The sequence below is a fragment of the Myxococcus sp. AM011 genome, from assembly GCF_013372595.1.
GTDB classification, from domain to species: domain Bacteria; phylum Myxococcota; class Myxococcia; order Myxococcales; family Myxococcaceae; genus Myxococcus; species Myxococcus eversor.
In genome coordinates this window covers 16,515-28,666 of sequence record NZ_JABXEM010000027.1, presented here as the reverse complement: position 1 = coordinate 28,666, position 12,152 = coordinate 16,515, and the positions used below count along the sequence as shown (strand labels likewise).

General features: G+C 67.3%; 11 protein-coding genes. 7 read left to right on the top strand and 4 right to left on the bottom strand.

Annotated elements, in window-relative coordinates; translation table 11 throughout:
• The first annotated feature begins 20 nt into the window (after window positions 1–20).
• The 6 genes from HUW62_RS08005 to HUW62_RS07980 all read left to right on the top strand — a co-directional run bounded on the left by HUW62_RS08005 (window position 21) and on the right by HUW62_RS07980 (window position 6,601).
• Complete coding sequence (locus HUW62_RS08005; RefSeq protein WP_176434065.1) at window positions 21–692, top strand: TIGR02269 family lipoprotein; 672 nt, start codon at window positions 21–23, stop codon at window positions 690–692.
• 6 nt (window positions 693–698) lie between these two features.
• Window positions 699–1,418, top strand: coding sequence for a double-CXXCG motif protein (locus tag HUW62_RS08000; RefSeq protein WP_163867632.1), 720 nt, complete (start codon window positions 699–701; stop codon window positions 1,416–1,418).
• 90 nt (window positions 1,419–1,508) lie between these two features.
• The gene (locus HUW62_RS07995) at window positions 1,509–1,901 is read left to right on the top strand and encodes a hypothetical protein (protein ID WP_163867633.1); all 393 of its coding nucleotides are present in this window, start codon (window positions 1,509–1,511) and stop codon (window positions 1,899–1,901) included.
• Between the two features lie 100 nt (window positions 1,902–2,001).
• Window positions 2,002–4,650, top strand: coding sequence for a hypothetical protein (locus HUW62_RS07990; protein ID WP_176434064.1), 2,649 nt, complete (start codon window positions 2,002–2,004; stop codon window positions 4,648–4,650).
• 120 nt (window positions 4,651–4,770) lie between these two features.
• A complete protein-coding gene (locus tag HUW62_RS07985) occupies window positions 4,771–5,670 on the top strand; it encodes a S1C family serine protease (RefSeq protein ID WP_176434063.1) in 900 nt (299 codons plus the stop codon).
• A gap of 16 nt (window positions 5,671–5,686) precedes the next feature.
• Window positions 5,687–6,601: a S1C family serine protease gene (locus HUW62_RS07980; protein ID WP_163867636.1), complete on the top strand. Its 915-nt coding sequence runs from the start codon at window positions 5,687–5,689 to the stop codon at window positions 6,599–6,601.
• A 47-nt stretch (window positions 6,602–6,648) separates the two neighbouring features.
• Here HUW62_RS07980 and HUW62_RS07975 read toward each other — a convergent pair whose 3' ends face one another.
• A complete protein-coding gene (locus tag HUW62_RS07975; RefSeq protein ID WP_176434062.1) occupies window positions 6,649–6,942 on the bottom strand; it encodes a ubiquitin carboxyl-terminal hydrolase 14 in 294 nt (97 codons plus the stop codon).
• 200 nt (window positions 6,943–7,142) lie between these two features.
• Between HUW62_RS07975 and HUW62_RS07970 the strand changes: the two genes are divergently transcribed.
• On the top strand, window positions 7,143–8,591 hold the full coding sequence (locus HUW62_RS07970) for an MFS transporter (RefSeq protein WP_368670364.1): 1,449 nt from the start codon (window positions 7,143–7,145) through the stop codon (window positions 8,589–8,591).
• 62 nt (window positions 8,592–8,653) lie between these two features.
• On the opposite strand, the gene HUW62_RS07965 is transcribed toward HUW62_RS07970, so the two are convergent.
• From HUW62_RS07965 to HUW62_RS07955, 3 genes are all read right to left on the bottom strand, one after another.
• Window positions 8,654–8,827 (bottom strand): hypothetical protein, encoded by a 174-nt coding sequence (locus HUW62_RS07965; protein ID WP_163867643.1) that lies wholly within the window; start codon window positions 8,825–8,827, stop codon window positions 8,654–8,656.
• A gap of 129 nt (window positions 8,828–8,956) precedes the next feature.
• Window positions 8,957–11,227 (bottom strand): zinc-dependent metalloprotease, encoded by a 2,271-nt coding sequence (locus HUW62_RS07960; RefSeq protein ID WP_176434060.1) that lies wholly within the window; start codon window positions 11,225–11,227, stop codon window positions 8,957–8,959.
• A 300-nt stretch (window positions 11,228–11,527) separates the two neighbouring features.
• A complete protein-coding gene (locus HUW62_RS07955; protein WP_163867645.1) occupies window positions 11,528–12,109 on the bottom strand; it encodes a thioredoxin family protein in 582 nt (193 codons plus the stop codon).
• Window positions 12,110–12,152: the final 43 nt, after the last annotated feature.

The following is a 12,152-nucleotide window of genomic DNA, read 5'->3' as shown; positions in this document are numbered from 1 at the left end:
TCTGATAGCTTTCGCGGCCCATGCGAATCCCTCACGCGCTCTGGCTTTCGCTGTTCGCCGCGTCCTGGCTGGGCTGCTCCACTGCCAGCAAGCCGCCCATCCAGCAGGCCTGGGAAGAGGCGGAGCAGGAATGCGACGACCCTGGGAAAGACCAGTGCGTCACCCTCTTCTGCCTGGAAGACACCTGTGGCTTCTACCGCTGCGAGGACACGCCGGTAGAAGTCGAGCTGGCGCGCTTCCCTCCCTCGCGTCCTCCCGCGGCAGCAGCGGCGCCGGGCAGCGGCCCTCGGAGGAACTGGGGCGGGGCGCAGAAACTGCCTCCGGGCTCCATCATGACGTTCCCCAACTGGAACGGCGCCCCGACAGCAGTCATCCCTCCGTCACGGCAGCTCACGCCAGGGCGTTGGGAGAAGCATCATATCTTCCCTCAGTCAAAGGACCTGGCGGAGTGGTTCGCGCGCCAGCAAGTGAAGATCCACAACTACACCATGCCCATCCCGCTCTCCATTCATCGAAGGATTCATGACGGAACCCCGCGTGGAGGCGCCTGGAACGATGCATGGCGGGAGTACATGATTGCCAAACCGTTCGCCTCTCCGGAAGAGATTTTCAGGCACGCGGGAGAGTTGATTCATCGATTCGAACTCTTGGGCGGTCCGATCCAGCCCTACCATTCTCGTCCAGGAGCGTAGGCACGAATGAGTCGTTTCTATTGGGTCAATGAAGACAAGACCACCAGGGCCAAGCACGGGGGCTACCTCGACGCGGCGCACACGTGGGGGCTTCCCGGAATACGGTGTCACGCGTGCGGAGCCGCCTGGAGTGCCGTAGCCCACGACTTCCCCTCGCTTGACCTCTCGCAGCTTCCAGCAAATCGTGAGTTCCTCAAGCCAAGAGCCGAACCCTTCCCCGAGTTCGTGCGCCTTCGCGAATTGGTCCGGCCCCTCGTGCCGTCCCATGTCGAGCTGCCGCCTGGAACGAGCTTCGGTCCATTGAAGGGAAGCGCCGTTGGTGAGTTCGGGCCCATGGCCTGGCTGGGACCCAGACTTCTTCTGCGCCCTGACGTGCTGGAGCGCCTGCAAGCAGAAGGAGTGCGCGGAGTGATGGGCTGTCGCACGGAGCTGCGATTCCGCAAGAAGAACCCACCGGAGCTGCTGGAACTTCAGATCGAACCGCGCGGTCGGTTTCATCCAGACTGCATTCCCTCGGATGTTCCCCCGCCGTGCACAACCTGTGGCAGGCACGGCTTCGGACGCCCCGACGAACCCATCCTCGACGCAGCTTCGCTCCCTCAGGACCTCGACCTCTTCCGCGTGGGCAACTTCGCCACGATGATCATCGGCACCGAGCAGTTCATGGACGCCGTACATCGCCTCGGATTCGAAGGCATGACCTTCCGCGAGCTGCCGACACGCTGACCCTCATCCGTCCGGCCACGTGGATTTGCGCAGGAACCGGTCCTCGGGTGTGGCTTGTCACGAGCAGGGCTGGAGAAAGGAAGCATCCAGATGCGTCATGAGCCGGCGGGAAGATGGCTGTGCCTGTTGGGGCTGGTCCTGGCCTGTGGGCCGGGCATCGATGAACGGGACTCGCCGCCCGGGTACCTCCTTCGGGCGCCCCACACAGTCGTCGCGATGCCCATCGCCAACAACGGCGCGGACCCGGAGTTTGAGCTCATCATCCTGGGCATCGACTTCATCCCCGCCACCGCCGTGTACGTCCGACAGGTCGCCGTTCCGACCGAGTTCGTGAGCAGCACGGAGCTGCGGGCGCAACTGGACTCCGACCTCGTGGAAGGCCTTGCGACCTTCCCACTCGAACTCCGCGTGGCGCCCGGCACCCCACCCTTCTTCCAGGGCGCGACGTCTCCCACCTACACAGTGACGATGCCGGTCCGGTAGCACGCGAAAGGAATCCTTCCAGATGCGCCAGGATGTGACGCGAGGATGGCTGTGTCTGCTGTGGCTCCTCTGTGCCTGCGGACCGGGCCTCGATCTCCCTGTGCCCAGCCCTGAATCGGACGCGGGGACCCCGCCCGAGGAGGTGGCGCTCCCCTTCGTCACCCTGGGAGAGGTGGCCGTGACGGACGTGGAGGGCTCCGAGCTGAGCATGCGGGTGCTCGGCGCCGCCTTCTCCCCGTTCAGCATCGTGTTCGTGAACGGCCAGGCCATGACGACCCATTTCGTGAACGCCACCGAGCTGAGGGCCCTGGTTCCGTCCTGGTACGCCACCGCCACACCGGAGCTCTTCTTCGAGGTGCGAATCTACCGGGGCGACCCCACCTACAAAGGAGGCGCCAGGTCCGCCCGCGTCCCGTTCACCCTGCCCGCTCCCGAGCTGACCTCCGTGACTCCAGACTCCCTCGACTCGGAGCCCGCGGAGGCCGTTCAAATCACCGTCACGGGGAAGAACCTCGTGAAGGGCAGCCACGCCATCTTCCGCGACCAGGCCTATCCGTTGACGGTGACGAGCCTCCACGAAGGAAGCTTCTTTCTTCCACCGTCGGCCCTGAAAGCCCAGGCGGAGCGGGACGCTCTCGTCATCGAAGTCACGCGCCCACGCTCCGCGCGCTCACAGCCACTCCCCTTGACGTTGACGAGCCCCGTCCCGGAAATCACGGGCGTGTGGCCACCCACGCTGAACGCCGTCGACCTGCACCATGGCAATGCGGGCAGCGCCTCCGTCGACCGCATCATCGTCAGCGGGCTCCAGATGCGAGCCAATACGGTGGTGACGTGGAATGGCATCCCCCTGCACACCGAGGCATACGACAACAGGAACCGGGTCCATGCGACCATTCCCCGCACCGCTCGAGTACAGGCCGGCACCGTCCAGGTGGCGCTGGAGACTCCCGGCCCCGACGGAGGAAAAGCGTCCTCCCGCCATCCGCTTCGCGTGAAGTCCGAGCCCGTGCTGCATACCGTGGCACCGGCCTGGGTCCTCGCGGGCTCGGGGGAGGTCAGGTTCCAGCTCCGGGGCGAAGGAATGGGACAGGGGCTCCACGGGCAGCAGGTCGTCCACTGGAACGGCCACCGCCTGGAGCACTTCTTCGGTCCGGACTCACTGGGGATTTGGGAGTTCATCGTCCCCGCCGCCCTGCTGACCCAGTCCGGCACCCTCCCCGTGACGGTGACGCGCACGTTCGACGGCGCGGTGTCGGCGCCGCTCTTCGTCCAGGTGCTCGCCCAGGCCCCCGCGCCCATCGCCCGCTCTCTGCTGCCTTCGGTGTTGTCCGTCGGAGATGCGCCGGGCCCTCTCTTCGTCGATGGCGCCGGCTTCACCTCCCAGTCCGTCATCCTGCTGGACGGACAGGCACGCACCACCCGCCTTCACAGCCCGTCGCGACTGTCCACCCCGCTCCAGGCCGAGGACCTGACGACGAAGGGCATGCGCACCGTCACCGTGAGCACGCCCGCGCCAGGAGGAGGCACCAGCCTGCCTTTGCTGCTCGCGGTGCATGAGGAGCGGCCCAGGCCCGTCATCGACGAGGTCTTGAGCGACGTCGGGTTCCCCTATGCCCTCGCCGGGGCTGGCGTCCTGCGTCTGCGCGTCGAGGGCCTGGGCTTCAGCCCCCTCTCGGTTGTCCGATGGAATGGTCAACCGCTTCCCACCCGGTGGACGTGCGAGGCCTGGGGCGGCTGCACGGCGGGCCATGGCGAGCGGGCCACCCTGTCGGTGGAGGTCCCCGCCGACCAGGTGGCGCAACCCGGCGTCGGTCGGGTGACGGTGGTCAACCCGGGCCCTGGAGGCGGAGAGAGCGCGGAGGCGTTCTTCGTCCTCTCCGCGATGGGACAGCCCACGCTGCATCTGAGCCCTTCCTTGGTGGATGTGGGGATGCGTGACGACTTCAGGCGCCAGGTGCTCATCTGGGCGCGGGACTTCGGGACCAGCGCCCGGACCTTGGTCCTCTTCGTGAATGGCGAGGAGCGTGGGTTCAGCGGCGAGCCGAGCCTGCGCCTGAGCGACGAAGAGGTGTCGACTCCACGGGTCTACGAGATACGGACCCTCATCCAGGGCCATGGCATGAGTGCCCCCGCCCATCTGCGAATCCAGGGCGCCCTCCCACCGCACCTTCGGACGGTGGCACCGGGTGTCGTCTCCCAGGGAGAGTGGTCCGCCACGGAGAAGCGACCCCTCGTCGTGTCGGGCGGGAACTTCTTCTGGCCCCACAGCGACTCGCAGAGGACCTCGCGCACCACCCTGGACTGGGGAGACCAGTCGCAATCCCTCTCATATCTTGGGCCAGCGTGGCTGGTGGGCCAGGAGCTGGAGCAGGTGGGAATCCGCTCGCTGACGGTGTCGCGCGCCGCGGAAGGCGGTGGCGTGTCGCTGCCCGCGCTGCTCAACGTGGTCTCCGAGCGACCCGTGCCGCTGTTGACCCAGGTGGAGCCCATGAGCGTCCCGATGGGGGCGCCCGCGTTGCTGCTCCGAATCAAGGGGCAGGGCATCCACTCCGCCACGGTGTTGCGATGGAAGGACTTCCGTTCGAGCCTCAAGCCCGTGTTCATCTCGAACCCGGAGCCGGCGCACTACGAGGTGCTCCTCCCCGCCGGAGCGCTCGCGGAACCCGGAGGCGTGGACGTCACGCTGGAGACACCCGGGCCTGGCGGAGGGCTCTCTCCTCCCATCCGCGTCGTCGTCGAGGAGTAGTCCCAGGAGCCCCCCGAAAGGAGGGGTGACCTACCCGAACGGGCAGGTGAGCACCCTGCCCGGTTCGCCGATGTGGCGCGCCTTCGAGGCTTTTACCTTCCACCTCGAAAGGAACACGCCATGTCCACCGACTTTCTTCCTGCCCTCTCCCAATCTCTCGCCTCCATCGTGGAGCGCGCCTCACCGAGCGTCGTCCGGGTGGACGCTCGACGCCGTCGCGGCGCCACCGGCCTCGTCTGGAGCGCCGAGGGCCTCGTCGTCACCACCAGCCACGCCGTCGAGCACGAGGGCCCACTTCAAGCAGGCCTGTCCGACGGGCGCACCGTGTCCGCGGAGCTCATCGGCCGCGACGCCAGCACGGACGTGGCCCTGCTCAAAATCGATGCAACGAATCTCACTCCGCTCGCGCTCGCGCCCCTCGATGGCGTGAAGGTGGGCCACCTCGTCGTCACGGTGGCGCGGCCGGGGCGCACGGCGCGCGCCACGCTCGGCATGGTGAGCACGCATGGCGAGGGCTGGCGCACCCACGCGGGCGGACGCGTGGACCGCTACCTCGAGACGGACGCGGACCTGCCGCCCGGCTTCTCCGGAGGCGCGCTGGTGGACGTGGAGGGCCGCTTCGTCGGGCTGCTCACCGCGGCCTTCTCTCGCACCTCGGCGGTGGTCATTCCGCACGACACGCTGACGCGGGTGACGGCGTCGCTGCGCGAGCACGGAGGCATCCGTCGCGGCTACCTGGGCGTCGGGGCGTACCCCGTGAAGCTGCCCCAGCACCAGTGGGCTTCAGCCGGCGCGGAGGCGGGACTCATCTTCCTCTCGGTGGACCCGGACGGACCGGCGCACCGGGCGGGACTGCTGCTCGGCGACGTGCTGGTGAGCCTGGGTGGCCAGTCGCTGCACGGCGTGGAGGACCTGCTCGGCTACCTGGGGGACGAGAAGGTGGGCACCGCCGTCCCGGCGCGCGTGCTGCGAGCCGGCGAGGTGCGTGAAGTGCCCATCACCATCGGAAAGCGCTCGTGAGGAGAGGGGTGACGCGATGAAGCTGCTGCAACAGTTCTCGGATGACCTGGAGACGCTCGCGTCGCGCGCCTCGCCCGCGGTGGTGGGCGTGGAGCACGCACGGGGCCATGGCACCGGTCTCTTCCTCACACCGGATGGTTATGTCCTCACCAACCGCCACGTCGTCATGCGGGGCTCTCGCAAGCTGACGGTGCAGTTGTCCAACGGAGAGGAGTTGCGCGGCTCGCTGGTGGGCGGTGACGCGCCCACGGACCTCGCGGTGGTGCGCGCGGAGGGAGGCGACTTCCCGACGCTGCCGCTGGCCGCGCCGGAGACGGTGCGAGTGGGTCAGTTGGTCATGGCGATTGGCAATCCCTTCCGGCTGGAGCAGTCGGTGGCGCTCGGGGTGGTGAGCGCCGTCAACCGCAGCGTCACGCTGCCCGACGGCGTCATCCTGGAGGGCATGCTCCAGACGGACGCGGCCATCAACCCGGGCAACTCCGGAGGGCCGCTCATCAACACGCGTGGCGAGGTGGTGGGGCTCAACACGCTGGTGTTGCCCTATGCGCAGGGCATCGGCTTCGCGGTGAGCGCGACCACGGCGGCGTGGGTGGCCAGCCTGCTCATCCAGAGGGGAAAGGTGGAGCGGCGATTCCTCGGCATCGCGGCGGTGGCGGTGAACCTGGCCTCGGAGCATGCGCGCGACACGGGACAACCCCGAGCGGTGCGCATCCTGAAGGTGCAGGACGGCACACCGGCGGACGACGCGGGGCTCCAGCCGGAGGACCTGCTGCTGGCCATCAACCGTCGAGCCGTCGGCAGCGTGGATGACCTCCAGCGATTGATGGCCCTGGCCACCGACGAAGAGGTGTCACTGGACGTGCTGCGCAAGGGACGGCGCAAGCAGGTCTCCGCGCGCACACGGCCGCGCATCGAGCCCGTGGCGGCATGAGCAAGACGTGGCTCCGGGTGCACGCGGCCCGGAGCCACCCATCGTCCCTAGACGCGAGCCGAGTCGCCCTGCCCGGGACGGTCGTCCATCATCAGCTTGTCCTCGAAGCACCACACCCACGTCTCCCCCGGCTCGAACGACTGGATGACGGGGTGCTTCGTCTGGTGGAAGTGCTTCGTCGCGTGCTTGTTCGGCGACGAGTCGCAGCACCCGACGTGGCCGCACTCCAGGCAGCGCCGGAGGTGGACCCACTGCGCCCCCATCTTCAGACACTCCTCGCAGCCGTCGGTCCTCGCCTCGGGGTTGCCCGCCTGCTCGATGTGCTTGCACTCGGTCGCCATCGTTTCTCTCCCTGGTCATCCATCGCCCGCGGACAGGGTGTGCACGAAGGCCCCACCCATCCACGTGCCGGGCATCCATGCGACCAGGCTCTCGCCCTCAGGGTGGCTGATACCCATCGACCGAGCGGAGTGGCGCGACGGCGGCACACGTCCCACGCTTGAGCCGTATGCCTTCCGACACTTCTCCCGGCGAAACGACCGTGCCCTATGCCAGTGCGCGGGGACGCGGCGTGCTCCTGGCGAGCGTGCTCGGAAGCGGCATGGCCTTCCTCGACTCCACCGCCGTCAACGTGGCGCTGCCCGCGCTGGGCCGAGACCTCCACACGGGGATGACCGGCCTTCAGTGGGCCGTGGATGCCTACCTGCTCACCCTCGGTTCGCTGGTGCTCACCGGCGGCGCGCTCGGCGATGCGTGGGGACAGCGCCGCGTCTTCCTGCTGGGCGTGGTGGGCTTCACCGCCATGTCAGTGCTGTGCGGCCTGGCGCCGAACGCCTGGACGCTCGCCCTCTTCCGGGCCGCGCAGGGCATGGGCGCGGCGCTGCTGGTGCCAGCGAGTCTCGCGCTCCTGCGCACCTCGTTCCCCGAAGCGGACCGACAGCGCGCGGTGGCCGCGTGGGCGGGCCTGTCCGGCGTCACCACCGCGCTGGGGCCACTGCTCGGAGGCTGGCTGGTGGACGTGGCCTCCTGGCGACTGGTGTTCTTCCTCAACCTCCCCCTGGCGGCGCTCACCGCGTGGGCGACCTTGCGCCACGTGCCGGATGACCGGCCCACGGGCGCTGCACGCAAGCTCGATATCGCCGGCTCGGTGACGGCCGCGCTGGGACTCGGCGGTGTCATCTACGCGCTCATCGAAGGACCCGCGCATGGCTGGTCCGTGTTCCCCGTACTCGCCGCCGTCTTCGGCGCGGTGCTGCTGGCCGCGTTCCTCTTCATCGAGTCGCGCGCACCCAACCCGATGTTGCCGCTCGGACTGTTCCGCTCGCGGACCTTCTCCGGTGCGAACCTCACGACGCTGACAGTGTACTTCGCGCTGGGCGGCGTGGGCTTCCTGCTCATCCTCGCGCTGCAGCAACAGCTCGGATACTCGGCGCTCGCGGCGGGCGCGTCCCTGCTGCCCATCACCGTGATGCTGCTGTTGCTCTCTCCGCTGGTGGGAAGGCTCGCGGGACGCATCGGCGCCAGGCCGTTGATGACGGCGGGGCCATTGCTCGCGGGCGTGGGCATGGCGCTGCTCACGCTCATCCACCGCGACGGAAGCTACGTGGGCACGGTGCTGCCGGGAGTGCTCGTGCTGGGCCTGGGCTTGAGTCTCACGGTGGGGCCGTTGACGGCGGTGGTGCTCGGCGCGGTGGAGGACCGGCACGCGGGCATCGCCTCGGGGGTGAACAACGCGGTGGCGCGCATCGCCGGACTCCTGGCGGTGGCGCTGCTGCCGCTCCTGGGAGGACTCGCGAACAAGACGGGTGACGCGTTCCTCCAGGGGACTCGTGAAGCGCTGTGGGTGTCCGCGGGGCTGTGCGTGCTGGGCGCCCTGTGCTCATTCCTGCTGTTGCCCAGGGATGTCGGCCGGGTGAAGGGAGGGCCGCCTCGAGCCGAGGATGCGCATCGGCACGGACGGCCTCACCCGAAGAACCCCTTGCATGCCTGACGTGGGGTCTCGTCCAGCGTCATCACCCGAAGCGAGGCTTCAACCATGAGCAGGCTGACGACCTAGCCGTCGTAGCGCTCCTTCTCGCTGATGCTGACCTGCTCGTATTCGAGTTCCTCATCCTCGTCGCGGCGTTCGGGTCCCTCCTCCTCGTCGCTGGCCTCGCGTTGGAGTTCCTCGTCCTCTTCCTCAGTGCGTTCGTCGTTCTTCAGCGGGTCGCTCTTTATCTCAGACATCGCTTTTTCTCCCTTCCCGAAGAAGGTCCGGCGGACGGCTGGGCATGACAAGAGACCCGCGCAAGCCCGGCATGAACACGAAGGGCCCTCCTCCCTGGGGGAAAGAGGACCCTCGGCACCATGCTCACCTCAACGGAAGTAGGGCGAGCTGGCCACTTCGATGCGGCCCAAGAGCTCCATCGTCCCGAGTCTCTCCTCTCCACTGAGCGTCGGCAGTCGCGCCGTCAGCTCCGTGTGCACCTCTTGCAACACGCCATAGGCCGCGAGCGTCTGGTGCGTCTTCAGGAGAGCCACCATGACCCGGCGAACGGGGAAGGTCCGCACCCCATCGACGTTCAACAGGATGCCGCGCACGTCCGCGAACAAGGCTTGCGTGTATGCGGGCGTGGTCGGAGGAGGCTTCAACAGATGGACCTGCCCACTGCGCGTATCCAGGTAGAGGTAGCTGAGGATGCGGCGAGCCAGGTCATTGGCACGGGCCGCGTACGCGGCACCTTGGCCCGCGGGAATCTGGAGGGGTGGCCGCACCTGCTCCATGAGGACGTCGTAGGCCTGGGCCTGCTCGCTCGCGTCCCCAGCCCTGACGAAGAGGTCCAGTGCGGAGAGGTTCGAGCGGAACTCGCCGCCAACAGGTGCACCACTCAGCACCTGCCCCACCACGACCCGCATGTTGGGCGTGTGAAAGCGCGTCAACGGGTCGTCGTAGCGGTCGTAGTGGAAACAGGCAGGGTCCTCCCAGACCAGGATGTCCTGGTCCGTGCAGAACAAGTCCGTGGGCAGCTCCGTGGACAGTCCATAGAGGTAACGCACCGCCGCCACGTCATACGTGCCAGGCGCCGTCACGTGAAGGGTATCGGGCATGGCGGCGTAGTCCATGACGGTGCTCGAGCGCGGCGTATTGGGCGTGCCGTCGTACACCCGTGACCCATTGAAGTTGTGACGCAGGCCCAGCGTGTGCCCCACCTCGTGCAGCATGATGTATGTGACGTAGCGCTCCACTTTCTCGTGCGTGGTGAGCGGAGATCCCTCGGCGATGACCTCCTCAGGGGACACCTGGGCGGAAAAGCCTGAGTGGAAGGACGCCGCGTCCAGCTCACAGGCGGGCTCGTGGGTGAATCCGCCCCAGGACAGACGAGGCCTCGAGCTTTCCTCACGGGCGTTTCGAGAAGAGCGGGCTTCCGGCGTCCCCGCGAAGAACGCCTCGGCATCATGAATCATGGCGGCGTTGATCAAGATGGTGGCCCTGCGGACCTCGCCCGTATTGGGATTCGAGCTCCAGTCCGCGACAGCCCCACCGCCGCTGATCCCGGGGTCGTAGATGGCGAAGTTCTTGTCATCCTCTCCGATGTCCATTCCGGTGTCGCCCAGCACGGCCTCGAAGACCTTGAAACCGAACACCGCGTTCCAGCCTTCGATGCCTCGCCTCACTGCGCCCACGATGTCGGCATCCCGGTAGCGAGCGTCCTCCTTGAGCGACAGGAAAGTGGGGGTGATGAACCAGCGGATGGGCTTCATCCCAGGACGGATGTTCCACTTGACGGCCATCTGCTCCACTTCCCCTGTGTTGGGGATGAAGCGTCCCTCGCCGAGGAAGTAGTGCGGTCGCTCCGGAGCTGGCATCTCCGTGAAGCCCTCGCCTTCCCTGTACTTGCGCAGTGCCATGGACAACGTGCCCGCTCCACGGAAGTGATTCGGCTCCAGGTAGTCGCCGCGGTCGTCGGGGAGCGACATGTACCCGGTGAAGACCTGCTCGAACAGGACTCCATCCGAGACACGACGGAAGCGCTGGGAGAAGAGCAGCTCGAGCGTGAACCCGATTTCCGCGGTCCCATACCAACGGTCACCGAGGATGCCGACCCGGTTGAGCCCCGCCGCTGGGTCGATGAGCACGTACTGGTCCGAGCCCGGCAAGCGATTGAACGGAGTGTGGTTCGTCACGATGGGATACGCCTCCACCAACGAGTCCGGCTTGAAGATGTCGTTCCTCACCAACCCGTCGCGGGCATCGAAGAGATAGAGCCTTCCATTCTGCTCGTGGAAACGCACCACGCGCGGATTGAGCACCACGGGGAAGCCGAACAAATCGGGTTCGGCGTTGAGCTGTCGGAGCGTGGCGGACAGGAACCAGCGCTGCTTCAGCTCGCTCTTGCGGATGGCGAGGTAGAACGTCCGCCCCGTCGGGTCCACCACTCCGTCGAGCCTCTGCGTCACCTGCGTGTGTTGCTCGGAGGTCAGCTCGCGGGGAACTTCGATGAAGTCCTCGCCCAGGACAATCGCGGACCCCGGTGCCTCGGGCCCGTTGCGCGTGCGCTGGGGCTCACTGCATCCGATGCCCAGTGACGCGGCCAGGACCAGAGCGGCCACCCATGAGCGGCGCGCGGGGGATTCGTATCTCCACATGACGGTGCATCTCCACACCGGGAGAAGGAGTGAGGCACGTCCAACCCCAGACACGGGAAGACACCCCAGCCCTGCCCCCGGCGGTGCCAGGCAAGGGCGCACTTTCATTGCCACGGTCATCGAGTTGCAATCCATGCCGGAGCAATCGCATCCGGGCATGGTTGCTCCGCGGTCAGTGGACTTCGCGGTCCTCCCACCGTGCTGCTACCCGCGCGCGAGCGCGCGACTCCAGACGCACGAAGGGCCCCCTTCCCAGCGGGAAGAGAGCCCTCGTCACAGCCTGGCTGTGTCCGTCGTGCGCTAGCTCTTGTACTTCACCGAGCAGCCATACGGCGTGGTGGTGGAGGCGGGCACCGGCTTGCCGTTGAGCACCGCGTCCACGGTCGTCTGCACGTGGTTGACCTTCTTGTCGTTCTTGCCGCGCGGGTCGTCATCGATGGCGCCCGCGTAGCGGACCACGCCCTCGGTGTCGATGACGTACATGTGCGGCGTCGTCTTGGCGCCGTACGTCTTGCCCGTCGCGCCGCTGGCGTCCTGGAGCACGGGGTACGTGAAGCCCTCCGTCTTCTTCCACGTGGCGGACTTCTCCGGCGTGTTGTGCGCCGTCGAGTCCACCGCCAGCCACACCACCTTCTTGGCGTCGAAGCCCTTCAGCGTGTTGGCCATCGTGTCGGCCTGATAGTGGCGCTGCACGAAGGGGCACTCGGGGTTGGTCCACTCCAGCACCACCACCTTGCCCTTGTACTGCGACAGCGAATGCTCCTTGCCCGTCTCGTCCTTCAGCGTGAAGGCCGGGGCCGGCTTGCCGACCTCCGCGTCCGCGAAAGCGGGGACACCCACGAGAACCGAGCCGAGCGCGAGAGCGGTGAAGACCTGCTTCATGGCGTTCCTCCTGATTGGGCACTGCTTGACTGCGGATGACTGC